This window comes from Amycolatopsis ponsaeliensis (assembly GCF_030182635.1).
In the GTDB taxonomy this organism is placed as follows: domain Bacteria; phylum Actinomycetota; class Actinomycetes; order Mycobacteriales; family Pseudonocardiaceae; genus Amycolatopsis; species Amycolatopsis ponsaeliensis.
In genome coordinates this window covers 131,116-154,741 of record NZ_JAPZLD010000022.1, presented here as the reverse complement: position 1 = coordinate 154,741, position 23,626 = coordinate 131,116, and the positions used below count along the sequence as shown (strand labels likewise).

The window sequence follows — 23,626 nt, the reverse complement described above, 5'->3', positions numbered from 1 at the left end:
TCGAGTTTTCGGGGCGGGCGCGCGGAATTCGAGTAGGCTCCGCGGCCATGGCCTCTCCGGAAGCGCTGGTCTCCGCCCTCGCGGACCCCGCCCGTCTGCAGCTGTTCGCCCGGATCTGCGCCGGACTCCCGGCCGACGGCGCCAAGCTCGTGAAACGGCTGATCGACGCGGGGCTCGTCACCGTGGACGGCGACACCTACCGGGCCGTGCCCGAGGTGTTCCGCGAGGCGCTGGCCAAGGCGCCGAGCGACCCGCTCGACGGGCTGTTCCGCCACGGCAGGCTCGTCACCATCCCGCATTCGGGCCGGCGGCGGCAGCTGCTGCTCGCCCACCTCGCGGAGCGGTTCGAGCCGGGCCGGCTCTACACCGAGCAGGACGTGCGCGAGAAGCTGTCGATGGTCCACGACGACCACGCGACGCTGCGCCGCTACCTCGTCGACGAAGGCCTGTTGCAGCGCAGCAACGACGGCAGCGCCTACGGCCGCCCGTCGGAGGCCCGCGCCGCCGGCTGAGTCGCGGGCAGGTCGAACAGCGCCAGGACGGCGGGATCGGCGAACACCACGTTGTGCGCCACGCGTGCCTTGTCCACGGTGAACACCTGCAGGGTGTGCAGCCGGTAGACGCCGGCGTCGTCGCGGCAGTAGGCGACCAGGGCCGGCTGGCCGTTGGCGGAGGTGCGCGTCATCCGCCAGTCCGGGCCGCGCATCGCGAAGAGCCGCTCGAGGAACCGGCCGTAGCCGTCGCGGCCGAGGAACCAGAGCGGCACCGGCGGCATCTCCATCACGACGTCGTCGGTCAGCAGCTCGACCAGGCCCGCGACGTCGGCGGACTCGAACGCCCGGACGTACCGGTCGAGGACCGCTTCGACCGCTTTGTCGTCCGGCTCGGGGACCGCGTCCGCCGACAGATCGCCCAGACTCGCGCGGGCTCGCTGCAGGGCGCTGTTGACCGCCGAGGGCGTCGTCTCCAGGAAGCCGGCCACCTCCGCCGCGCTGAACTCGAGGACTTCACGCAGGATCAGCACCGCGCGCTGCTTGGGCGCCAGGGTCTGCATCGCCGCGAGCAGCGCCAGCCGCAGCGTGCCCCGGCGGGCCAGGCGCAGGCCGGGGTCGTCGAGACGCGCGTCCGGGAAGGGCTGCAGCCACGGGGTCTCGAACGACGGCGTCAGCGGCGCGTCCGGGTCTTCGCTCGGGCGGCCGAGGCCCGAGGGCAGCGGCCGCCGGGCGCGGCCGTCCAGCGCGGTGAGGCAGGCGTTGGTCGCGATCCGGTAGAGCCAGGTGCGCACCGACGCGCGGGCCGGGTCGTAGCCGCCCCACGCCTTCCAGGCGCGGACCAGCGTCTCCTGCACCAGGTCCTCGGCCTCGTGCACCGAGCCGAGCATGCGGTAGCAGTGCACCAGCAGCTCACGCCGGTGTGGCTCGGTGCTCGTCGCGAAGTCCGGCATCGCTCTCCCGTCGTCGCCGTACGGGAGATGATTCCCTACAGGTCGTCGAAGTCCTCGGGCCGGAGGCCGTCGAGCTCCGCGCGGAAGCGGGCGACCTCGGCCTCGGTGTCCAGTACGTCGGCGGCGGGGCTTTCGGCTTCCTGCTCGACCTCCAGCTGCACCGACGCGACGTCGAGCACCTCTTCGGCGACGCTGATCGGCGCACCCTGGCGCAGGCCGAGCGCGACGGCGTCGCTCGGGCGGGCCGACACGCGGGTGCCGTCCGCCAACACCAGGTCGGCGTAGAAGATCCCGTCCCGCACCTCGGTCAGTTCGACCGCCGAGACGCCCTGGCCGAACGCGGCGAGCACGTCCCCGAGCAGCTCGATGGTGCCCGGCCGCGGCTGCGCGATCTGCTCGCGCGCCCGCACGAGGGCCTCGGCCTCGCCGTACCCGATCATGATGGCCAGCCAGCGTCGGGCGCCGTCGGGTTCCCGGAGCAGCATCAACGGCGCCTCGCCGGGCACCGGGACGGCCATTCCCACCACCTCGATCGGGATCACGCTGACCACCGCACCCTCCGTGTAGGTACTTCTCCGCGCGCGAGGTACCCAGAACTACCGCGTTTCCAACGTGGTTGGGCGACGGAGTTTTTCACCCGGCTCTCCTGGACTGCGGACTGCCCCCGGAATCCTTGCCCGGCCTGGGGCGGCACTGTCACCGTCGGGGCGTGGAACCGACGATTTCGCGCAGCATCGACGTCCCGGCCGCCCCGGGCACGGTGTGGTCGTGGGTCACCGACCTGCCCCGGATGGGTGAGCTGAGCCCGGAGAACATCGGCGGCCGCTGGCTCGACGGCACCGGCCCGGCCCTGGGGGCCCGCTTCCGCGGCCGCAACGTGAACGGCACCCTGCGGTGGTGGACCCGGGTGAAGGTGGTGCGGTTCGAGGAGGGGCACCGGTTCGCGTTCGACGTGCGGACGCCGCTGGGGTCGAGGGTGTCACGGTGGGAGTACGTGCTGACGGCGAGTGCGGTGGGGTGCCGGGTGACGGAGAACTGGTACCGCAGCGGCAGCTGGGTGGTGCGGAAGTTCATGGGGCCGAAGGTGACCGGGCGGGCCGATCGGCCGGGGTACAACGTGCGGTCGATCGAGCACACGCTCGCCGCGTTGAAGGCGCGGGCGGAGGAGCAGGCCGCGGCGGCTTGAGCTGTTCCGCGGCTGGGGTTTCGGCGGGGCTCGGTGGACTGGTGCGCGACCGGCTCTCCAGCGCGGCGGACCAGGCGACCCGGCCGCCCACCGCACCCACTTGCACCGCACCCCACGTGACATACATCGCGCCGAACTGGTCAGTCTCTTGTTGAGACCCACTCCCTCCGGCTAGGTTGCTTTTTCAAACCTAGGAGGGCCATGACCGACACCGCGCCGAAGCCCGGCCTCGTGCTGGTGGTCGTCTCGACCGCGGCGTTCCTCGCCAGCCTCGACACCTTCATCGTCACGATCGCGTTCCCCGGCATCCGGGCCGCCTTCCCCGGCGACGATCTCGCCACGCTCTCGTGGGTGCTCAACGGCTACACGGTCCTGTTCGCCGCCTGCCTCGCCCCGGCCGGGCGGCTGGCCGACCGCTACGGCCGGAAGCGCCTGTTCCTCCTCGGCGTCGCCGTCTTCACGCTCGCCTCGGCCGCGTGCGCCGCCGCGCCGTCGATCCCGGTCCTCGTCGCCTTCCGCGCGGTGCAGGCGATCGGTGCCGCGCTCGTCATGCCGACGTCGCTCGCCCTGCTGCTGACCGCCTTCCCCGCGCACCGGAGGCCGATGGCGGTCGGCGTCTGGGCCTCCGTCGGCGCCGCGGCCGCCGCGCTCGGGCCGCCCGTCGGCGGGCTGCTCGTCGAAGCCTCCTGGCGCTGGGTCTTCCTGGTGAACCTGCCGATCTGCGCACTCACCCTGCTGGCCGGGCCGCGCATCCTGCGCGAGTCGCGGGACACCACCACCGGCGTCCCGGACCTGCTCGGCGCGGCCGGGCTCCTCGTCGGTGTCGGGGCGCTGGCCTACGCGCTGGTCGAAGCGCCCGACCACGGCTGGACCGCGGGGCCGGTGCTGCTCGCGTTCGCGGTCGCCGTCGTGGCGCTGGCGTGGGTGCCGCTGCGCTCGGTGCGCCACGCCGTGCCGGTGCTGGACCTGCCGGCGCTGCGCGTCCCGACGCTGTGGCTGGCGTGCGTCACGACCGGCGTGTTCGCGGCCGGGTTCGCCGCGATGCTGTTCGGCAACGTCCTGTTCCTGACGTCGGTCTGGCACGACTCGATCCTGGTGGCCGGGCTGTCACTGGCCCCGGGCCCGCTGATGGTGGTCCCGGTGTCGATCCTCGGCGGCCGGTTCGTGCACCGCTTCGGCCCGGGCCCGATCGTCGCCCTCGGCGGCGTCACGTTCGGGGCGGGCGTGCTGATCTGGTTGCTGCGCATGGGTTCGACGCCCGACTACGTGACGTCGATGCTGCCCGGCCAGCTCCTGACGGGCATCGGCGTCGGGCTGATCCTGCCGAGCCTCTCGGGCGTGGTGGGCACGGTCCTGCCGCCGGCGCGGTGGGGCGCGGGCTCGTCGATGGTCAACACGACGCGCCAGATCGGCACGGTCCTGGGGACGGCGGTGCTGATCGCGGTCTTCGCGGGAACCCCGGACCTGACGGACTTCCGGCACGGCTGGCTCCTGATCCTCGCCACCGCGGCGGCGACCGGCGCCGGCGGCCTGCTGATCGCCGCGCGCCGCCGTACCGATCACTACGTCGAGCCCCAGGCCTCGTCCAGCGCCGCGAGCCCGTCGTCGATCCTCTCCACCGGGATCGAGCCGTAACCCAGCACCAGCCCCGGCGCCGGGAACCCGCCGCACAGATCGGACAGCGTCTGCACCGCGACTCCCGCGGCCGCCGCCCGCGCGGCGATCGGCTCCAGGTCGACGTCGGCGAGCGCGCACAGGTGCAGGCCCGCCGCCGACGGAACCACCTCGAGCCGTCCGGCGAACATTCGGTCCACAGTGGACACGAGACGCTCGTGGCGCTGCGCGTACACCTTCGTCGCGCGGCGGATGTGGCGGGCGAACAACCCCTCGTCGACGAACCGGGCCAGCGCCGCCTGAGCCGGCACGTCGCCGTGCCAGTCCGACAGCTGGCGGGCGTGGCGCAGGGCATCCTGCAACGACGGCGGCGCGACTAGGAAACCCAGGCGCAGCATGGGAAGCAGCGTCTTCGAGAACGACCCGACGTACGCGACGCGCCCGCCGCGGTCCAGGCTCTGCAGCGGTTCCAGGGGCCGGTCGGAGAACCGGAACTCGCTGTCGTAGTCGTCCTCGACGACGACCGCGTCGGCGCGCTCGGCCCACGCCAGCAGCGCCGTGCGGCGGGCCAGGGACATCGGCGTCCCGAGCGGGAACTGGTGCGACGGCGTCACGTACACCAGCTTCGTCCGCGACGGCAACGCCGCCACATCGAGCCCTTCGCCGTCCACCGGGACGCCGACGACCTCGGCACCGTGGGACGCGAAGAGCAGCTTCGCCTGCCGGTAGCCGGGTTCTTCGACGGCCACGCGGTCACCCGGGGACAGCAGCACCCGGCACAGCAGGTCGAGGGCCTGCTGCGCGCCTTGCGTCACGAGCACGTCGTCCGCGTCGGCGCGCACCGAACGCGACACACCGACGTGCCGGGCGATCGCCGCGCGCAGTCCCGGGTGCCCACCAGGGTCGACGTAGTGCACGAACCCCGCCGCCTCCCGCAGTTCTCGCGCGAGTAGCCGTCGCCACGTCTCGAGCGGGAACAGCGCGGCGTCGGGGATGCCGACGCGGAAGTCGTACTCCGGCGCCTCCGCCACGGCGGCGGCCGGCGACGGCAGCGAACGCCAGATCGCTTTGGGCTGCGGCCCGCGCGCCGAGAGGGCCTTACGCGGCTTCGGCGCGGGCAGCGAACCGCTCACGTAGGTCCCGGCGCCGACGCGGCCGGTGAGGAACCCGTCGGCGGTCAGCCGGTCGTAGGCGACCGCGACGGTGTTGCGCGAGACGGCCAGGCGCCGCGCCAGTTCCCGCGTCGGCGGCAGCCGCTCCCCCGCGCGCAGCCTGCCGTCCAGCACGGCGTCGCGCAGCTGCCGGTAGATCCGGACGGACAGGTCGCCGCGCCCGGCCAGGCTGACGTGGAAGTCCATCCGACGAGCCTACATTGGCCCAATCCGATTCGTAGGAATTGGATCTGGGATCGGGCCAAGTACCGATCTAGCGTTACCGGCATGACGCTGACTGTGGACCGCCCCGCACCCGCCCGTCCCGGCCGGCTGCTGGCCGCCGCCCAGCTGGCCGGCTCGCTCGGCGACGGCGCGTTCCTGACGTGCTCGGTGCTGTTCTTCACGCGGATCGTCGGGCTCTCCCCCGCGCAGGTCGGGCTGGGTCTCACGCTCGGCTGGGCGGTGGGTTCGGTCGCGGGAGTGCCGCTCGGCCACCTCGCCGACCGCCACGGCGCCCGGGGCTCCGCGGTGCTGCTGGCGCTGGCGACGAGCGCGTCGATCCTGACGTTCCTGCTTGTCCGCACGCCGCTGCTGTTCGTCCTCGCCGCGTGCCTCTACGGCAGCTGCCAGACCGGCTTGTCCGCTGTTCGCCAGGCGCTGCTGGCGGCGCTGGCCGACCCGGAACGGCGGACGCGCATCCGGGCCCAGTTGCAGTCGGCGGGCAACGCGGGGCTCGCCGTCGGCGCCGGGCTGGGCGGGCTAGCGCTTTCGGCGGACACGGCACCGGCGTACCTGACGGTCTTCGTGCTGGACGCGCTGAGTTTCGTCGTCACCGCCGCGCTCATGGTCGCGCTCCCCTCTGTGACGACGTCGGCACCGCGCGCCGGGGAGCCGAAGCTGGCGGTGCTGCGCGACCGGCCGTACGCGCTGGTGACGCTGCTGAACGCGGTTCTGCTGCTGCGGATGCCGCTGCTGAGCGTCGCGATCCCGCTGTGGATCGTCGAGCGGACGGCCGCGCCGGGCTGGACGGTGTCCGCGCTGTTCGTGCTCAACACGGTCGTGGTGGTGCTGCTCCAGGTCCGCGTGGCCGGACGGCTGGCGAGCATCGGCGCGGCGGCGCGGATGGTGCGGCGGTCCGGGGTGCTGCTCCTCGCGTCGTGCGTGGCGTTCGCGCTGTCGGCGTCCGGGACTTCGCCGTGGGTCGCGTTCGCGGTGCTGGTGGTGGGCGCGCTGGTGCAGGTGTTCGGCGAGATGCTGCAGTCGGCGGGCACGTGGGAGATCGGCTTCGCGCTGGCACCGGCCGACAAGCAGGGGCAGTACCAGGGGTTCTTCGGAACGGGGGTGTCGGTGGCGCGCGCGGTGGGGCCGGTGCTGCTGAGCACGGTGGTGATCGGCTGGGGCCTGCCGGGGTGGCTGCTGCTGGGGGCGGTGTTCCTGGCGGCGGGATGGGTGATGGGCCCGGCGGTCCGCTGGGCCCAGTCGACGCGGGTCCCGGCCGGCGCATGCTGACCGCCGCGGTCTTGAATGAGTCATTCAGGTCCTCGGAGGTCCTGAATGACTCATTCAAGACGCCCCGGCTACGACTTCAGCTGCCGCGCGTTCAGCCCGTACTGCGCCATCTTCCGGTAAAGCGTCGCCCGGCCCATCCCGAGCTTCCCGGCCGCGTGCACCACCGTCGCCCCGGGCTCGGACAGGCACCGCACGATCTCGTCCCGCTCCATCGCCTGCAGCCGGCTCAGCCGGTGCCCCACCCCGCTGAACACCTCCGCCGGCAGATGCGCCGTATCGACCACGTCCGACCGCGAAGCCGCTTCGCGCACAACCCGCCGTAGCTGCTTCGCGTTCTCCGGCCAGTCGTAAGCCGTCAACGCCCGGGACGCCGCCGACGTGAACGTGACATCCCGGCCGCGGTCGCGCCGGGCGAAGTGGTGGGCCAGCGGGAGGACGTCGTCCGGGCGGAAGCGCAGCGCCGGGAGCTCGACCACCCGGTCCACCAGCGGCCGCAGCGCCGCCGGCACCGCACTCGCGTCCGGCGCGGTGAGCACGAACGGCGGCGGCCCCTCGCCCCGGACCTCGGTGAACCGCCGCGCCAGCTCCTCCGCCGCCCACGCCGGCAGCGCCTCCACGCCCGACACGATCACGCACGTGCCGTCCTTGGCCAGCTCGGGCGTCCACAGCGTCAGCCACGTGTCGACGTCGTCGGGCGCCGGTGGCCGCGCGTTCAACACCCGCTCGCGGGACCACAGCTCGCGTCGCGCCAACGCGGCCAGCGCCGTCTTGCCCGCGCCCGGCTCGCCGACGACCGCGACGACCCGGCCCGCCTCGAACGCCGTCCGCGCCGAATCGACCGCGGTCGTCCAGGCAGGCGACAGCCGCGCGACGTCACCCGGGGCGACGCGGTCGGCGTAGACCCGGAAGACCTCACCGCGCGGGGTCGGCCGGGCGATGCGCCCGGACGCGCGGGCCAGCATCAGCGCCGCCGTGTTGCCGGCGGCGGCTTGTGCCAGCGCCAGCAGCAGCTCCGACGACTGCTCCGACCACGTCGTGAGGTTTACGCTGCCGGCGAGCGCCCCGGTCAGCGGGTCGAGCACCGGCACCGCGGCGCAGGTGTACCCGCGCAGGTCGGTGCAGTAGTGCTCGCTCGCCCGGACCAGCGACGGCGCCCGGTCGGCGAGCGCCAGGCCGAGCCCGTTGGTCCCCGCGTTGCTCTCCGCGAAGTAGAACCCCGGCGCCAGGTGCACGCGGTCGAGCGAGCGGTTGATGGAGGCGTCCGTGCACAGCCGGCTCAGCACCAGGCCTTCGCTGTCGGTGATCATCAGGCTGATCGGCTCGTTGGCCAGCGTCGCCTGCAGGCCGCGCAGCACCTCGGTGCCGCATTCGTAGAGCAGCGAACCGGTGTCGACCGCACCCGAGAACACCGGCATGACCTCGTCCTCGGGCACGCCGTAGCGCTCGCTGCGCTGCCACGACGCCCGCAGCCGGGCCGCGTCGAACGACCGCGTGACGTGCACCTGCGGGTTTCCCACCTCGACCTCCCGGGACGCGCCGTTGCGTCGGACTCCCCCAGCCTACGTCCGCCGTCCGGGCGACGGCGGCCCGAGCTGTCTCATATCGAGACACCCGACGGGTCCCTGACCAGCCCCGACGTCCCTAGCGTCGCCTGCACCGTGCCAACCGTGGAGGAACGCATGTACAGCAAGGACGGCGAGACGTACTTCATCGTGGATGCCCACGTGGCGCTCTGGGACGCGCGCCCGGAGAACCAGCGGAACATCCACGGGAAGCAGTTCATCGACTGCTTCTACGACTACCACCGCAACCTCAGCCCCGAGTCCGAGGTGTGGCCGTACGAGGACTACCTCTACCAGGGCGGCGAGCGGCTGCTGCGCGACCTGTTCGAGAACGGGTACGTCGACCACGCGATCTTCCAGCCCGCGCACCTCGGCGCGTTCTACAACAACGGTTTCGGGCAGACTGAAGAAGCCTTCGCGCTGGCGCAGAAGCATCCGGGCAAGCTGACGTACAACCACAACTTCGACCCGCGGCTCGAACAGGCCGGGCTGGACCGGCTCAGGCGGGACGCCGAGCGCTTCGGCCTCAAGGGCGTGAAGCTCTACACCGCCGAGTGGCAGGGCGACTCCCGCGGCTACAAGCTCGACGACAAGTGGACGTACAAGTACTTCGAAGCCTGCCAGGAACTGGGCATCAAGAACATCCACGTCCACAAGGGACCGACGATCCGGCCCCTCGACCGCGACGCCTTCGACGTCGCCGACGTCGACCACGTGGCCACCGACTTCACCGACCTCAACTTCGTCGTCGAGCACTGCGGGCTGCCGCGGCTGGAGGACTTCTGCTGGATCGCGACGCAGGAGCCGAACGTCCACGCGGGACTCGCCGTCGCGATGCCGTTCATCCACACCCGGCCGAAGTACTTCGCGCAGATCATCGGCGAACTGCTGTACTGGCTCGACGAAGACCGGATCCAGTTCTCCAGCGACTACGCGATCTGGACGCCGCGCTGGCTGGTCGAGCGGTTCGTCGACTTCCAGATCCCGGAGGACCTGCCCGAGTACGCGCCGCTGACGGTCGATCAGAAGAAGAAGATCCTCGGCCTCAACGCGGCGGCGATGTACGACATCCCGGTGCCGGCCGAGCTGCAGCTCGCTCCGGTCGAGCCACAGGCCGTGTCGGTGGCCTGAGATGGACGCCCACACCGCGCTGGACGCGGTCCTCGACCCGGAGCTCGACGAGCCCATCACCGACCTCGGCTTCGTCAAGTCGCTCACCGTGGACGGCACCCGCGTGACCGTCCACTTGCGACTGCCGACGTCGTTCTGCGCGCCGAACTTCGCCTACCTCATGGCGTCGGACGCGAAGGACGCGCTGACCGCGCTTCCCTGGACGTCCGAAGTCGTGGTGGAGCTCGACGACCACCACGACTCGGACCTCATCAACGCCGGCCTCGCCGCGGACGCCGGGTACCGCGGCACGTTCGGTCACGAGGCCGACGAAGACCTCGAGGAGCTGCGGCTGACGTTCCGGCGCAAGGCGCACCAGGCGGCGATGGAGCGCGCGCTGACGGTGCTGCTGCGCGCGGACGAGCACGTCGACCTGCACGGCGTCACGCTCGCGGACCTGCCGGACGCGGTGTCCTCGCGGGCACTGCTGCGGCGTCGCGAGGCGCTCGGGCTGTCGACCGAACCGTCGGCGCCGGTGCTGGTCGACCACGACGGAACTCCTTTCCCCCGCGAGGAAATCCCGGTGCGGCTGCGGTTCGCGCGCTCGGTCCGCATCTCGATCGAAGGCAACTCCCACTTCTGCCGCGGGCTGCTCCGCACCCGCTACCCCGAGCCCACTCCGTCGATGTCCACTCCGTCGACGTCCACAGTGGAGGTTTCAGCATGAAGGCGGTCCAGGTCGTCGGGTACGACCAGCCCCTGCGGATGACCGACGTCCCCGAACCGGCGGTCACCGGCCCGTACGACGTCGTCGTGCGGATCGGCGGCGCCGGCGTCTGCCGCACCGACCTGCACATCCTCGAAGGGCAGTGGAAGGAGAAGTCCGGCGTCACGCTGCCCTACACGATCGGGCACGAGAACGCGGGCTGGGTGCACGCGGTGGGCAGCGCGGTCACGAACGTCGCCGAGGGCGACAAGGTGATCGTGCACCCGCTGATCACGTGCGGGCTCTGCCGGGCCTGCCGGTTCGGCGACGACGTCCACTGCACGCAGTCGCAGTTCCCGGGCATCGACACCGCGGGCGGCTACGCGGAGTACCTCAAGACGTCCGCGCGCAGCGTCGTGAAGATCGACAACTCGCTCGAACCGGCGGACGTCGCGGCCTTGGCGGATGCCGGACTGACGGCGTACCACGCGGCGGCGAAGGCGGCACGGCGCCTGCGTCCGGGCGACCGGTGCGTCGTCATCGGCGCGGGCGGGCTCGGGCACATCGGCATCCAGGTGCTCAAGGCGATCTCGGCGGCCGAACTGATCGTCGTCGACCGCAACCCGGACGCGGTGAAGCTGGCGGTGTCGATCGGCGCGGACCACGGCGTGGTGGCGGACGGCTCGCAGGTGCCATCGGTGCTCGACCTGACCGGCGGCGACGGCGCCGAGACGGTGATCGACTTCGTCGGCGAAGGCGGCGCGACGGCCGACGGGATCGCCATGCTGCGCCGGGCGGGCGACTACCACGTGGTCGGCTACGGCGAGAACATCGACGTCCCGACGATCGACATCATCTCGACGGAGATCAACCTGATCGGCAACCTGGTCGGTTCGTACAACGACCTGTGCGAGCTGATGGTGCTGGCGGCGCAGGGCCGCGTGAAGCTGCACACGGCGCGCTACTCGCTGGAGAACTTCCAGGACGCACTGGACGATCTCGACGCGGGTCGCATCCGTGGCCGCGCGATCCTGGTCCCCTGACCAACCCGCACCTTCACGTGAAAGTGATACGGAGTGCGCGCTCCGGGTCACTTTCACGTGAAAGTGCGTTACTGGCTCGGCGGGGCCGCCGGGGCCTGGTGCACGGAAAGATCCGGACCGGCGGCGGAGTCCGGGGCCCAGGCTCCGGAGTCCGCCGTCCACGTCTGGCCGGCGAAGCTCACCTTGTCCACGCCCAGCGCCTCCGCGCGGCCGACCAGCCAGCTCGCGTACGTCCAGCCCTGCGCCGCCGGGTGGGCTCCGCTCAGGCGAGCCGTGCCCAGCTCCGCGGTGGCTGCGGCCGCCAAGTCGGCCGGGGCGGCCAACGTCAGGTTCCGGCAGGTCAGCGCGGCCGGGAACTGGCCGTTGAAGGCCGCCGCCATCGCGCGGGACTGCGACTCCCACTGCGCGTACGCGTCCGGGACTCCGGAGCGCTGGATCTCCTGGGCCGCCTCGGTGATCGGCAGCGTCTCCCAGCCCGGCAGCTTCTCGAGCTTCTCGTAGAACGCCGTCGCCGCGTAGACCGGGTCGCGCAGCTGGGCCACCGTGCCCCAGCCCTGGCTCGGCCGCTGCTGGAACAGCCCGACCGAGTCGCGGTCACCGCCTTCGAGGTTGCGCAGCTTCGACTCCTGCAACGCCGTGGCCAGCGCGACCGTCGCCGCGTGCGGCGGCAGCCCCAGCTTGGCCCCGACGCCCGCGATCCGCGCGGCGTTGTCCATCTGCTCGGGGGTGAACGTGTACCCGTCCTGCCCGGGCACCGCCACCGTGCAGCCCGGCGTCTTGACCGGGCTGCGCGACAGCACCGCCACCACGACGACCCCCGCGGTCAGCACCACGACCGCACCCAAGAAGAGGGCCACCTTCAGGCCACACCCGCGCACCCTGCCTCGCCTTCACCCGTTCGCCCCAGTCTGTCAAAGGCAGGACGCGGCGCACCGGGTGGAGGTTCAGTGAGGCTTGTTCAGCCGTCGGCCGCCGCAGGGGTTTCGCGGTGATCAGCCGCGGGCGGGTGGCCCGCGGCGGCCTGACCAGAACAAGCCTCAGTTACCGGCGCCGAGGAAGATCGGGTTCGACATCGCGACCATGGCGTTCGGCTGGGTGGTGTTCGGGCCCCCGGACGGGCGACGCACCTCGACGCGGACCCACCCGGAGTACCGCGGGTAGGTCGTCCACGTCACCGTGGCCGCCCCCGAGTCGCCGATGGTCTCAGTGTGCTCAGGCCCCAGCTGGTCGAGGAACGTCACCGTCGTCCCCGGCACGCCGCCGACCACCGCGCTGACCGTCACCGGCGTCCCGGTGCCCACCGGCAGCCGCGACCCGATCCCCGCCGTGCGACCGCCGCCGGACACCGTGAAGTCCAGCTGGACCGCCGACGACTCCGCCAGCCACGACCGCCCCGCCTTCAGCCCCGCCAGGAGCTCCTTGCGGCGCAGCCGGTCGGCGAGGACCACCGTGTGCGGGAGCGCGACGCGCTGGTCCGGATTGTGCGCGTCGGAGTCGCCGATGGCCGGGATGAACCGGCCGCCGCGCAGCAGGCCGTCCCAGTGGATGACGCTCGCTTCGTCGTCCTGGGTCCACGGCCCGTTCCACACCTCGACGAGGTCGGCGATCTCGTACGCGAACTCGTAGGTGCAACCGAAGCAGTTGGCGAACGGGTGCGCCGCGGTGACCAGGCCGCCCGCGCGGTGCACCTGGTCGGTGAAGCGGCGGAAGTCCTGCGGATCGGCCGCCCGGTAGCGCCAGTCGATCCACGTTCCGGCGGGCAGGCCGATCGCGGGCCAGTGCCCGGACCGCGTCGTCACCTCTTCGCCGTTGAGGATCAGCAGGTCGTCGGTGGCGTACCGCCCCCACACCAGCTGCGAGCTGGACGTGTTGTGGTCGGTGGACACGATGAAGTCCAGCCCGGCCGCGCGGGCGTCGGCGACCAGCTGCTCCGGGGTGCGGCGGCCGTCGGAGTGGACGGTGTGCAGGTGGCCGTCGCCGCGGTACCAGGCGCGGCCGCGCTCGCGGGCCGGCGCGGACTCCGGCGCCGGGTCCGGCGTGAACGGCGCGGCGTCCGGCCCGAAGGTGAGCGTGATGTCCACTTTGAAGTTCAGGCCCTGCGGCGCAACGGTGTACGGCCCGAGGATGACGTGCCACCGGCCCGGCTTGATCGGGCCGGCGAGGTAGCCCGGCGTCGCTTCGGACGCACTGATCGAGAACCGGTCGCGGAAACCGCCGGACCAGCCGCGGAACCCGCGGGCGTTGCCCAGTTCGTGGCCTTCCGGGCCGAACATGCCGATGTCGCAGGCGTTCCCGCGGGTGCCGGCGGGCACCTGGGGCTTGTCGTAGGAGTAGACGACGTCGATCTGCCGCACCCCGCGCGGGACGTCGACCGGCAGGTAGTACCAGTCCGGGACGTCCGGTTTCAGGGTGCCGGTGACGGTCCGGGTCTGGCTGCCGGTGCCGCCCGGCTGGTCGGCGAACGCGACGCCGGGCAGCATCCCCACGGCCGCGCCGGCCGCCGCCACACCACTCGCGCGCAGCAGCGCGCGCCGGCTGAAGTCCCCAGAACTCATGCGTACCTCCGCATCGAACGACGACCCGACGCTAGGGGAGCAACGCGAACGCCGACAAGAACCGGCGGTGAACTCTCGGCGCGCGGCCGCGGTGTCCGGTCAGGACCTGGCGCGCCGGGCGAGGATCTTGGCGAGCGCGACGACCGTGACGGCGGCGGCCAGCCCGAGCCGCGTGACGTCGAGGGCGGGCACCCAGGTCACGGCGCCGTCCCGGAGGACGAACGCCCCGGCCGGCCGGGCGAGCACCCCGAACCCGGCGCCCTCCCGCACCGGCAGCGCGTCCGTGTCGCCCGCGCCGCCGCCCCCGCCGCCGAAGACGGCCGCGGCCGGGATCACGATCGTCCCGTCGCGCTCGACCGGATCGCCGTAGACCAGCTTCGCCGTGAACAGGTCCCGCGCGGTCGATGCCAGCTGCCCCAGTTTCATCCGGTCATCATGGCCGCAGCCCGGCGTGCGGCACACCTCGCACGTGCCGAAAGGCCCGTCCCGCCGCCTTTTTGCCCGGACCGGGTGTGAACGCGGTGTATCCGGGGCATTAACGCTCGACACCTGTGCTGCATGGGGAGTGCTCGATCCGAGGGGAGACCGCGATGACCTTCGACTTCGTCGGCCGGTGGCTGGGCAGGCACCGCGACCGCCCCGGGATCACGGTCGACCTAGCCTGCGGCGGCCGGGTGACCCTGCGCGAGATCGACGGACGGCCGGTGCTGGCGATCACGACGGCCCCGGGCCCGGACGGCCGGTGCAGCGTCGCCGCCGTCCCCCTGTCGGAGGCGGAGCGACGGGAGCTGGGCCAGGTGCTGGAGTCGGACGTGCTCCTCGCCTCCTAACCCACCCCTTATCTCCGCGCCACCGGATGTTTCCCTACTGGTTCGCGCCGTAAGCTGCGCACCGTGCTTTGTGGCAGTCCTCGCGAGAAAAGCGTCCGTGGCAGTGTGGCCCCGGTCGCTTTTTGTGGGGTTCCCACAACGCAACCGCCTTGGCATGCGCCATCGCGGACATTGGTCTACCCGGCGGTAATCCAGCAGGGTGTAGACAGGTGCAGGCGACGCCCCAGGACAGGTGCGTCGCCTTCTGTGCGTGGGTACTTGGGAGGCTCAGCCGGTGTTCAATCGTGTCGCCATCGTCAACCGCGGAGAGGCCGCGATGCGGCTCATCCACGCCGTCCGGGATCTGTCGGCGGAAACCGGTACGAAGATCGAGACGGTCGCTCTCTACACCGATGCGGACCGCACCGCCACCTTCGTCCGTGAGGCCGATCTGGCCTACGACCTCGGTCCGGCATCGGCTCGCCCGTACCTCGACCTGGCCAAGCTCGAGCAGGCCCTCGTCGAGACGAAGGCCGACGCCGCGTGGGTCGGCTGGGGCTTCGTCGCCGAGGACCCGGCCTTCGCCGAGCTGTGCGAGAAGGTCGGCATCACCTTCGTCGGGCCGAGCGCCGACGCGATGCGCAAGCTGGGCGACAAGATCGGCGCGAAGCTGATCGCCGAGGAGGTCGGTGTCCCGGTCGCGCCGTGGAGCCGCGGCGAGGTCGCCACGCTCGAAGACGCGCTGAAGGCCGGCGACCGGATCGGCTACCCGCTGATGCTCAAGGCCACCGCCGGCGGCGGCGGGCGCGGCATCCGCATGGTCGCCTCCGGCGAAGACCTCGCCGACGCCTACGAGCGCACCAGCCAGGAAGCCCTGCGCGCGTTCGGCTCCGGCGTCGTGTTCCTCGAGCGCCTGGTCACCGGCGCCCGCCACGTCGAGGTCCAGGTGATCTCCGACGGCGCGACGGCGTGGGCGCTCGGCGTCCGCGACTGCTCGGTGCAGCGGCGCAACCAGAAGATCATCGAGGAGTCGTCCTCCCCCGTCCTCGACGCGGCGCAGACCGCCGAGCTGAAGACGTCGGCCGAGCGCCTCGCGGTCGCCGTCGGCTACCGCGGCGCGTGCACCGTCGAGTTCCTCTACCACCCCGGCGAGAAGCTGTTCGCCTTCCTCGAGGTCAACACCCGCCTGCAGGTCGAGCACCCGATCACCGAGATCACCACCGGCACCGACCTGGTCAAGCTGCAGCTGCACGTCGCCGGCGGCGGCAAGCTCGAAGGCGCCCAGCCTGCCGAGCTCGGCCACGCCGTCGAAGCCCGGCTCAACGCCGAGGACCCCGACCGCGACTTCGCCCCCTCCCCCGGCCGCATCGCGCGGCTGGCGCTGCCCGCCGGGCCGGGCATCCGCGTCGACACCGGCGTCAGCGAGGGCGACACCATCCCCGCCGACTTCGACTCGATGATCGCCAAGATCATCGCCTACGGCCGCGACCGCGACGAGGCGCTCGCCCGCCTGCGCCGCGCGATGGCCGAGACCACCGTGATCATCGAGGGCGGCGCGACCAACAAGAGCTTCGTGCTCGACCTGCTCGACCAGCCCGAGGTGATCGACGCGAGCGCCGACACCGGCTGGATCGACCGCGTCCGCGCCGAAGGTCGCCTGGTCACCCACCGCCACTCCGCGGTCGCGCTCGCCGCGGCCGCCATCGAGGCCTACGAGGACGAGGAAGAGGTCTCCGTCCAGCGGCTGCTGGCCACCGCGCACGGCGGCCGCCCGCAGGTCCAGCACGAGACCGGCCGCCCGCTCGACCTCAAGCTCCGCGGCGTCGGCTACCGCGTCAGCGTCGCCCGCATCGGCCAGAAGCGCTTCCGCGTCGGCATCTCGGCCGGGACGTCGGACGTGCACCACGCCGACGTCGAGATCGACCGCTTCGACGCCCACAGCGGCCAGATCCGGGTCAACGGGCAGCGGTTCCGCCTGGTGGCGGCCACGCACGGCCCGATCCACCTCGTCGAGGTCGACGGCGTCACCCACCGCGTCAGCCGCGACGAAGGCGGCGTCGTCCGCTCCCCCGCGCCCGCGCTGGTGGTCGCGACACCCCTGTCGGTCGGCGACGAGGTCGAGGCGAACGCACCGATCCTCGTGCTGGAGAGCATGAAGATGGAGACGGTGCTGCGCGCGCCGTTCCGCGCCCGCGTCCGCGAGTGCCCGGTGTCGGTCGGCAGCCAGGTCGAGACCGGTGCCCCGCTGATGCGCCTGGAGCCGCTGGCCGACGGCGCCGAGGACGAGGTCGCCGAAGAGACCGAGACCGTCGAGATCGACCTGCCGGCCGAGGCGGCGGACGTGTCCGCGGCCGACCGCGTCGAGCGCGGCCTGCAGGACCTGCGCAGCCTGCTGCTCGGCTTCGACGTCGACCCGTCGGAGCGCAAGCGCGTCCTGTCGGCCTACGTCGCCGCGCGCACCGAGCTGGGTGGCCGGCCGGTCGAAGGCGAGCTGGAGCTGCTCACCGTCTTCGCCGACCTGTCCGAGCTGAGCCGCAACACCCCGGGCGGCGAGCTCGACACCGTGCCCAACGGCGCGGTGCACAGCCCGCGGGAGTTCTTCCACAGCTACCTGCAGAGCCTCGACGTCGAGCGCGCGGGCGTCACCGAAGGCTTCCAGGCCAAGCTGGCCAAGGTCCTCGGCCACTACGGCGTCGCCGACCTGGAGCGCACCCCGGAGCTGGAGTCCGCGGTCTTCCGGATCTTCCTGGCGCAGCAGCGGACTTCGGCCGACGTCGCCGTCGTCTCGGAGCTGCTGCGGCTGTGGCTGGCCGGGGCACAGCCGGCGGAGTCGTTGAGCGACCGTGCCGGGCTGACCCTGGAGCACCTGGTCGAAGCCACGCAGGTGCGCTTCCCCGCGGTGTCCGACCTGGCCCGCGGTGTGGTGTTCCGCTGGTTCGCCCAGCCGCTGCTGCGCCGCCACCGCGCCGAGGTGTACGCCGCCGTCCGCACCGAGCTGCGCTACCTCGACCAGCACCCGGACGCCGCGGACCGCGCCGAGCGGATCCAGGCCATGATCACCGGCTCGCAGCCGCTGGTCCGGCTGATCGGGCAGCGGATCGGCCGCCCCGGCCGCGACCACGCGCCGCTGCTGGAGGTGCTGACCCGCCGCTACTACGGCAACCGCCGGCTGACGGGCGTCACCGTGCGCGACATCGCCGGCTGCCGGCTGCTGACCGCCGAGCTCAACACCCCGGACGGCGTGCTGCCGCTGGTCACCACCGCCGTCGACTTCGCCGCCCTGCCGGACGCCGTCCGCGCGGTCGGCGAAGTGGCCACCGAAGGCGTGGTCGCCGACCTGTACCTGCGCTGGGAGGACCAGCCGGACGTCGACGCGACCGCGGAGCGGCTCGGCGCGCTGCTGGCCGAGCACCCGCTGCCGGCGAGCGTGCAGCGCGTCGTGCTCACCGTGGCCGGCACCGGCGGCGCGGTGATGCACCACCACTTCACGTTCCGGCGAGACGGCGCGGGCTTCACCGAAGACCGGCTGATCCGCGGCCTGCACCCGCAGATCGCGCAGCGCCTGCAGCTGCAGCGGCTGCACGAGTTCGACCTCACCCGGCTGCCGTCGGCGGACGAGGAGATCTACCTCTTCAAGGCCGTCGCGAAGAGCAACCCGGCCGACGAGCGGCTGATCGCGATGGGCCAGGTCCGCGACCTGACGCCGCTGCGCGAGGCCGACGGCCGGCTGGTCGCGCTGCCCGCGCTCGAGGACGCGGTCACCGCCTGCCTCGACGCGATCCGCAACATCCAGGCGCAGCGGCCGCAGAACAAGCGGTTCGACACCAACCGGATCATGATGTACGTCTGGCCGCAGACGGACCTGACCACCGATGAGCTGAACACGCTCGTCCAGCGCATCCTGCCGACGTCGGTCGGTGCCGGGCTGGAGGAGGTCCAGTTCCTGGCCCGCCGGCGCACCGACGCGGGCAAGCTGGCCGAGCTCGCCGTCCGGATCACCTTCGACCCGGGTCACGGCGCGCGGCTGCACGTCGGGCCGGCCTCGACCGAGCCGGTTCAGCCGCTGGACGACTACCGCCTGAAGGTGCTGCGCGCGGCGCGGCGCGGAACCGTCTACCCGTACGAGCTGACCGGGCTGCTCGCCGGGCCGGCCGGCACGTTCACCGAGCACGACTTCGACGGTGCCGGTGCGCTGGTGCCGGTCGACCGGCCGAAGGGCAAGAACACCGCGGCGATCGTCGCGGGCGTCGTCACGACCCTCACCGAGCGGCACCCCGAGGGCGTCACCCGCGTCGTGCTGATCGGCGACCCGACGAAGTCCCTCGGCGCGCTGTCGGAGCCGGAGTGCTCGCGCGTCATCGCGGCGCTCGACCTGGCCGAGCGCATGCAGGCACCGCTGGAGTGGTTCGCGCTGTCGTCCGGTGCGCGGATCTCGATGTCCTCGGGCACCGAGAACATGGACTGGGTCGCCGCGGCGCTCAAGCGGATCGTCACGTTCACCCAGGACGGCGGCGAGATCAACATCGTGGTCAACGGGATCAACGTCGGCGCCCAGCCGTACTGGAACGCCGAAGCCACGATGCTCATGCACACCAAGGGCATTCTCGTGATGACGCCGGACTCGGCGATGGTGCTCACCGGCAAGCAGGCACTCGACTTCTCCGGTGGCGTGTCGGCCGAGGACAACTTCGGCATCGGCGGCTACGACCGCGTCATGGGCCCCAACGGCCAGGCGCAGTACTGGGCGCCGAACCTGCCCGCCGCCCGCGAAGTGCTGATGTCGCACTACGACCACACCTACGTCGTCCCGGGTGAGGCCGGGCCGCGGAAGGTGGGCACGAACGACCCGGTCGACCGCGACGTCTCGCCGTTCCCGCACGCGATCGTCGACAGCGACTTCCGGACCGTCGGGGAGATCTTCTCCGCCGAGCACAACCCGGACCGCAAGAAGCCGTTCGACATCCGCACGGTGATGCGCGCGCTGTCGGACCAGGACCACCCGGTGCTGGAACGCTGGGCGGGCATGGCCGACGCCGACACGGCCGCGGTGCAGGACGTGCACATCGGCGGCCGCCCGGTCTGCCTGGTCGGCATCGAGTCGCGGTCGGTGCCGCGCCGCGGCTTCCCACCCACCGACGGGCCGGACACCTACACCGCGGGGACGCTGTTCCCGCGGTCGTCGAAGAAGACGGCGCGGGCGATCAACGCGGCGTCGGGCAACCGGCCGCTGGTCGTGCTGGCGAATCTCTCCGGGTTCGACGGTTCACCCGAGTCGCTGCGCAAGCTCCAGCTGGAGTACGGCGCGGAGATCGGCCGGGCGATCGTCAACTTCGAGGGCCCGATCGTGTTCACCGTGATCTCGCGCTACCACGGCGGCGCGTTCGTCGTGTTCTCCAAGGCACTCAACCCGAACATGACGGTGCTGGCCCTGGAAGGCTCGTTCGCCTCGGTGCTGGGCGGCGCCCCGGCGGCGGCGGTCGTGTTCGCCGGCGAGGTCGCCAAGCGCACGGCCAACGACCCGCGGGTGACCGAGCTCCAGACCCAGGTCGCGGCGGCCGGCGCCGCCGAGCGGGCCGCGCTCAGCGCCAAGCTCGCGGAGACCCAGTCGTCGGTCCGCGCGGAGAAGGTCAGCGAGATCGCGGCGGAGTTCGACAAGGTGCACAGCATCCAGCGCGCTGTCGAGGTCGGCTCGGTGGACGCGATCATCAGCACGGCCGAGCTGCGGCCGCGGATCATCGAGGCCATCGAGCACGGGCTGAAGGAGTAGCGGCCCGGGGCCGGTCACCGAGGGGGCCGGCCCCGGCTCGTCACGGCACCAGGTACCGGGTCAGCAGGCTCGCGCCGTCGGTCAGGACCGTGGCCAGCTCCAGCTCGAGCGGGTCGAACGCGCCGCCCACCGCGGCGCGGTCCGCCGTCCCGGCCACGAGGTAGGGCGCGACGGTCAGCCGGAACTCGTCGACCAGGCCCGCCTCGGCCAGCGACGCGAACAGCCTCGGCCCGCCTTCGCAGTCGATCCGCCGGTGCCCGCGCTCGGTGAGGGCGGCCACGGCGACGTCGAGCGCCACCGCGTCCTCGCCCGCGACGACGACGTCGGCCCCCGCGGCCTGCCAGGCGTCGCGCAGGTCCGCCGGCGCCCGCTCGCAGGTGAGGACGATCGTCGGCACCGCGGCCCGGGTGAGCACCGGCGCGTCCGGCGGCAGGCTGCGGCCCGTGGTGACGACGGCGATCGGCGGAACCGGCGCCAGCCCGTTGCGGCGGCGGCGCTCGGCCGTCGCGGCGTCCGGGTGGACGCCGTCGAACTCCTCGATCACCGCGGTCCCCGCCCCGAGCAGGACGACGTCGGCCAGGTCGCTGCCCAGCTTGAAGACGACCCGGTCGGGCGCCGTGGACAGCGGCTGGGACCGGCCGCCCACGGTGATCGCGCCGTCGGTGCTCGACACGAAGTTGACGACCAGCCACTTCGCGACGTCCGGGAAGCGGTAGAGGGCTTCGAGGTCGTCCGGCCCGATCTCGCGGGTGCGCTCCGGGGGCCAGATCTGCCGGATCACAGCCACCGCACCGCGTTCTTGGGCGGGCGGGTGCCGACGATGCTCGCGATCATCTCGGTCACGTGCCGCGTCTCGCGGACCTGGTGCGCCCGGAACATCGCGGCGCCCTGCGCGGCCGCGTGCGCGGTGGCGGCGAGGGTGCCGGTGACCCGGTCGCCCATGGCGACGTCGAGCGTCTCGCCGACCACGCCCTTGTTGGACAGCGCCATCAGCACCGGCCAGCCGGTGGCGACCAGCTTGTCGACGTTCCGCAGGATCTCCAGGGACTGGTAGGTGTTCTTCGAGAAGTCGATGCAGGGATCGATCATCACGCCCTCGCGGGGGACGCCCTTCGCGACCGCCCGTTCGGCGAGCTCGGCGGTGTCCTTGACGACCGACGCGACCACGTCGTCGTACTGCGGTTTCACCGGGTCGGTGCGCGGGTCGAGGCCGTCGACGTGCGCGCAGATGTACCCGGCGCCGTGCTCCGCGGCGACGTCGAGGATCTCCGGCTCGTAGGCCGCCCAGTTGTCGTTGATCAGGTCCGCGCCGGCCCGGCACACCGCGTCGGCGACCTCGGCGCGATAGGTGTCGACACTGATCACGACGTCCGGGAAGTGCTCGCGGGCCCACTCCACGGTCGGCACCACGCGGGCGATCTCCTCGGCGACCGTGACCTCGGGCCCCGGGCTGGCGGGCACGCCGCCGATGTCGATCACCGCCGCGCCGTCCTCGATCGCCTGGCCGATGGCCGCCTGCGCGCGCTCCTCCAGGTACGTCACCCCGTTGTCGTAGAACGAGTCCGGGGTGCGGTTGACGATCGCCATCACCAGCGCGTGATCGCTGGTGAGGCGTTTGCCCCGGAAGACGAGTTCGTGGATCGGCAAGCGACACCCCCGGACGAAGAGCGGATCGGACCACTCCGAGCATAGTGAGCGCGGCGCCGCGGGGCGGGGTGCGACCGGTTTCGCGACTTTCGGGGGTATGGCGGGTTTGTCCCGGACCGACACACTGTGCGTGCCGGTCCGGTGACCGAGAGCCCCGGGCCGGAAGTCCATCCGTGCGGCCGTGAGGAGATCCCCCGATGGCGTCAAGGTCCCTGTCCCGGCTCGCCCTGGCGGCAACCGGGGTTGTGCTGTCCGCGCTGCTCGGCGGCACCGCGGCCGCGCAGCCCGCCGCCGACACCCCCGTGTTCTGGCGCGTCCCGGCGACCGCCGCCCAGGCGCACGCCCTCGAGAACGCCGGGTTCGACGTCGAGGAAGGGGACGCCGGAGCCGCCTACGTCGTCGGCGGCCAGGCCGTCGCGAACCGGCTGCGAGCACTGGGCTACCGGCCTTCGTTCTTCGACACCGTCTACAAGGAACTCCCGGCGCAGGCGAACTCCCTGGCGGCGGACACCTTCTACGGCGGGTACCGCACCGTCACCGCGCACGAGAATCACCTCACCGCGGTCGCCGCCGCGCACCCCGACCTGGCGACGAAGTACACGATCGGCCAGTCGTGGAAGAAGACCAAGGGCCAGGGCGGCCACGACATCCAGGCCATCTGCCTCACCAAGAAGCAGACCGGCGACTGCACGCTCTCGACGTCGTCACCGAAGCCGAAGTTCTTCATCATGGCCCAGATCCACGCGCGCGAGCTCTCGACCGGCGAGCTGGCCTGGCGCTGGATCGACTACCTCGCCGACGGCTACGCCACCGACGCCACCGCGAAGTCCATTTTGGACACGACCGAGGTGTGGGTGGTGCCGATCTCGAACCCGGACGGCGTCGACATCGTCGCCTCGGGTGGCAACTCGCCGAAGCTGCAGCGCAAGAACGCGGACAACACCCGCGGGAGCTGCACCGGCACGAACATCGGCATCGACCTCAATCGCAACTCGACGTTCAAGTGGGGCGGCGACTCCAATTCGGCGTGCGCCGAGACCTACCAGGGCGTGAGCGCCGGGTCCGAGCCCGAGACGCAGGCGCTGGAGAAGCTGGCCCGCGCGATCTTCCCGGACCAGCGCGGCACCGGCAACAACGACCCGGCGCCGACGACGGCCAAGGGCACGATGATCACGTTGCACAGCTACGGCAACGACATCATCATCCCGTGGGGCTTCACCCAGGCCACCTCGCCGAACGACACGCAGTACCGCAAGCTCGGCGCGAAGTACGCGGCGTCGAACGGTTACCTCGTCGGCACCAACGAGGAGACCGTCGGCTACGACACGAGCGGCACCACCGACGACTTCACCTACGGCGAGCTCGGCGTCGCCAGCGTGACGTTCGAGGTCGGCGGCTCGAGCGGCACGTGCGGCGGTTTCCTCCCGCGCTACACCTGCGTCGACAGCACGTTCTGGCCGAAGAACAAGGGCGCGTTCATCACCGCCGCCAAGGCCGCGGCGGCGCCGTACCAGCAGTGA

19 protein-coding genes are annotated in these 23,626 nt (G+C 72.2%); 10 read left to right on the top strand and 9 right to left on the bottom strand.

Annotated features, from left to right (window positions below):
• Positions 1-47: 47 nt before the first annotated feature.
• On the top strand, positions 48-512 hold the full coding sequence (locus QQ657_RS30335) for a DUF2087 domain-containing protein (protein WP_284745677.1): 465 nt from the start codon (positions 48-50) through the stop codon (positions 510-512).
• Here QQ657_RS30335 and QQ657_RS30330 read toward each other — a convergent pair.
• Together QQ657_RS30330 and QQ657_RS30325 are read right to left on the bottom strand one after the other, a co-directional pair.
• On the bottom strand, positions 476-1,444 hold the full coding sequence (locus QQ657_RS30330; RefSeq protein WP_284745676.1) for a sigma-70 family RNA polymerase sigma factor: 969 nt from the start codon (positions 1,442-1,444) through the stop codon (positions 476-478). The two genes, QQ657_RS30335 and QQ657_RS30330, sit on opposite strands and share 37 nt — an antisense overlap.
• Positions 1,445-1,479: 35 nt before the next feature.
• A complete protein-coding gene (locus QQ657_RS30325) occupies positions 1,480-1,995 on the bottom strand; it encodes a bifunctional nuclease family protein (RefSeq protein WP_284745675.1) in 516 nt (171 codons plus the stop codon).
• Between the two features lie 158 nt (positions 1,996-2,153).
• Here QQ657_RS30325 and QQ657_RS30320 point away from each other — a divergent pair, with 158 nt between their 5' ends.
• Positions 2,154-2,630 carry an SRPBCC family protein gene (locus QQ657_RS30320; protein ID WP_284745674.1) on the top strand — a complete coding sequence of 159 codons (477 nt, stop codon included), beginning with the start codon at positions 2,154-2,156 and terminating at the stop codon, positions 2,628-2,630.
• A 201-nt stretch (positions 2,631-2,831) separates the two neighbouring features.
• Entirely contained in the window at positions 2,832-4,265 is a 1,434-nt protein-coding gene (locus QQ657_RS30315; RefSeq protein WP_284745673.1) for an MFS transporter, read from the top strand.
• Here QQ657_RS30315 and pdxR read toward each other — a convergent pair.
• Positions 4,193-5,602 (bottom strand): MocR-like pyridoxine biosynthesis transcription factor PdxR, encoded by a 1,410-nt coding sequence (pdxR, locus tag QQ657_RS30310; RefSeq protein WP_284745672.1) that lies wholly within the window; start codon positions 5,600-5,602, stop codon positions 4,193-4,195. The two genes, QQ657_RS30315 and pdxR, sit on opposite strands and share 73 nt — an antisense overlap.
• A gap of 81 nt (positions 5,603-5,683) precedes the next feature.
• On the opposite strand from pdxR, the gene QQ657_RS30305 reads away from it, so the two are divergent.
• Positions 5,684-6,907, top strand: a complete 1,224-nt coding sequence (locus QQ657_RS30305; RefSeq protein WP_284745671.1) for an MFS transporter — start codon at positions 5,684-5,686, stop codon at positions 6,905-6,907.
• Positions 6,908-6,975: 68 nt separating this feature from the next.
• On the opposite strand, the gene QQ657_RS30300 is transcribed toward QQ657_RS30305, so the two are convergent.
• Entirely contained in the window at positions 6,976-8,424 is a 1,449-nt protein-coding gene (locus QQ657_RS30300; protein WP_284745670.1) for an AAA-type ATPase lid domain-containing protein, read from the bottom strand.
• Between the two features lie 162 nt (positions 8,425-8,586).
• On the opposite strand from QQ657_RS30300, the gene QQ657_RS30295 reads away from it, so the two are divergent.
• The 3 genes from QQ657_RS30295 to QQ657_RS30285 are packed head-to-tail and all read left to right on the top strand — an operon-like array spanning position 8,587 to position 11,328.
• On the top strand, positions 8,587-9,600 hold the full coding sequence (locus QQ657_RS30295) for an amidohydrolase family protein (RefSeq protein WP_284745709.1): 1,014 nt from the start codon (positions 8,587-8,589) through the stop codon (positions 9,598-9,600).
• Position 9,601: 1 nt separating this feature from the next.
• Positions 9,602-10,306, top strand: a complete 705-nt coding sequence (locus QQ657_RS30290; protein WP_284745669.1) for an iron-sulfur cluster assembly protein — start codon at positions 9,602-9,604, stop codon at positions 10,304-10,306.
• Complete coding sequence (locus QQ657_RS30285) at positions 10,303-11,328, top strand: NAD(P)-dependent alcohol dehydrogenase (protein WP_284745668.1); 1,026 nt, start codon at positions 10,303-10,305, stop codon at positions 11,326-11,328. Before QQ657_RS30290 ends, QQ657_RS30285 begins: the two co-directional genes overlap by 4 nt.
• 68 nt (positions 11,329-11,396) lie before the next feature.
• Here QQ657_RS30285 and QQ657_RS30280 read toward each other — a convergent pair whose 3' ends face one another.
• The 3 genes from QQ657_RS30280 to QQ657_RS30270 all read right to left on the bottom strand — a co-directional run bounded on the left by QQ657_RS30280 (position 11,397) and on the right by QQ657_RS30270 (position 14,309).
• The gene (locus tag QQ657_RS30280) at positions 11,397-12,185 is read right to left on the bottom strand and encodes a hypothetical protein (protein ID WP_284745667.1); all 789 of its coding nucleotides are present in this window, start codon (positions 12,183-12,185) and stop codon (positions 11,397-11,399) included.
• 180 nt (positions 12,186-12,365) lie between these two features.
• The gene (locus tag QQ657_RS30275; RefSeq protein ID WP_284745666.1) at positions 12,366-13,883 is read right to left on the bottom strand and encodes a CehA/McbA family metallohydrolase; all 1,518 of its coding nucleotides are present in this window, start codon (positions 13,881-13,883) and stop codon (positions 12,366-12,368) included.
• A 99-nt stretch (positions 13,884-13,982) separates the two neighbouring features.
• Positions 13,983-14,309 carry a hypothetical protein gene (locus QQ657_RS30270; RefSeq protein WP_284745665.1) on the bottom strand — a complete coding sequence of 109 codons (327 nt, stop codon included), beginning with the start codon at positions 14,307-14,309 and terminating at the stop codon, positions 13,983-13,985.
• Between the two features lie 164 nt (positions 14,310-14,473).
• Here QQ657_RS30270 and QQ657_RS30265 point away from each other — a divergent pair, with 164 nt between their 5' ends.
• Complete coding sequence (locus QQ657_RS30265; RefSeq protein ID WP_284745664.1) at positions 14,474-14,713, top strand: hypothetical protein; 240 nt, start codon at positions 14,474-14,476, stop codon at positions 14,711-14,713.
• A 274-nt stretch (positions 14,714-14,987) separates the two neighbouring features.
• A complete protein-coding gene (locus tag QQ657_RS30260) occupies positions 14,988-20,459 on the top strand; it encodes an ATP-binding protein (RefSeq protein ID WP_284745663.1) in 5,472 nt (1,823 codons plus the stop codon).
• Positions 20,460-20,499: 40 nt separating this feature from the next.
• On the opposite strand, the gene QQ657_RS30255 is transcribed toward QQ657_RS30260, so the two are convergent.
• Both QQ657_RS30255 and folP read right to left on the bottom strand, forming a co-directional pair.
• Positions 20,500-21,240 (bottom strand): dihydrofolate reductase family protein, encoded by a 741-nt coding sequence (locus QQ657_RS30255; protein ID WP_284745708.1) that lies wholly within the window; start codon positions 21,238-21,240, stop codon positions 20,500-20,502.
• Positions 21,237-22,100, bottom strand: a complete 864-nt coding sequence (folP, locus tag QQ657_RS30250) for a dihydropteroate synthase (protein WP_284745707.1) — start codon at positions 22,098-22,100, stop codon at positions 21,237-21,239. Before folP ends, QQ657_RS30255 begins: the two co-directional genes overlap by 4 nt.
• Positions 22,101-22,303: 203 nt before the next feature.
• On the opposite strand from folP, the gene QQ657_RS30245 reads away from it, so the two are divergent.
• Positions 22,304-23,626 (top strand): M14 family zinc carboxypeptidase, encoded by a 1,323-nt coding sequence (locus QQ657_RS30245; protein WP_284745662.1) that lies wholly within the window; start codon positions 22,304-22,306, stop codon positions 23,624-23,626.

What these genes read in the sequence shown, in the direction of transcription:
- QQ657_RS30335 (WP_284745677.1), top strand. Translation starts at nt 48, where the DNA reads ATGGCCTCTCCGGAAGCGCTGGTCTCCGCCCTCGCGGACCCCGCCCGT.
- QQ657_RS30330 (WP_284745676.1), bottom strand. Translation starts at nt 1,444, where the DNA reads ATGCCGGACTTCGCGACGAGCACCGAGCCACACCGGCGTGAGCTGCTG.
- QQ657_RS30315 (WP_284745673.1), top strand. Translation starts at nt 2,832, where the DNA reads ATGACCGACACCGCGCCGAAGCCCGGCCTCGTGCTGGTGGTCGTCTCG.
- pdxR (WP_284745672.1), bottom strand. Translation starts at nt 5,602, where the DNA reads ATGGACTTCCACGTCAGCCTGGCCGGGCGCGGCGACCTGTCCGTCCGG.
- QQ657_RS30305 (WP_284745671.1), top strand. Translation starts at nt 5,684, where the DNA reads ATGACGCTGACTGTGGACCGCCCCGCACCCGCCCGTCCCGGCCGGCTG.
- QQ657_RS30295 (WP_284745709.1), top strand. Translation starts at nt 8,587, where the DNA reads ATGTACAGCAAGGACGGCGAGACGTACTTCATCGTGGATGCCCACGTG.
- QQ657_RS30290 (WP_284745669.1), top strand. Translation starts at nt 9,602, where the DNA reads ATGGACGCCCACACCGCGCTGGACGCGGTCCTCGACCCGGAGCTCGAC.
- QQ657_RS30285 (WP_284745668.1), top strand. Translation starts at nt 10,303, where the DNA reads ATGAAGGCGGTCCAGGTCGTCGGGTACGACCAGCCCCTGCGGATGACC.
- QQ657_RS30275 (WP_284745666.1), bottom strand. Translation starts at nt 13,883, where the DNA reads ATGAGTTCTGGGGACTTCAGCCGGCGCGCGCTGCTGCGCGCGAGTGGT.
- QQ657_RS30270 (WP_284745665.1), bottom strand. Translation starts at nt 14,309, where the DNA reads ATGAAACTGGGGCAGCTGGCATCGACCGCGCGGGACCTGTTCACGGCG.
- QQ657_RS30265 (WP_284745664.1), top strand. Translation starts at nt 14,474, where the DNA reads ATGACCTTCGACTTCGTCGGCCGGTGGCTGGGCAGGCACCGCGACCGC.
- QQ657_RS30245 (WP_284745662.1), top strand. Translation starts at nt 22,304, where the DNA reads ATGGCGTCAAGGTCCCTGTCCCGGCTCGCCCTGGCGGCAACCGGGGTT.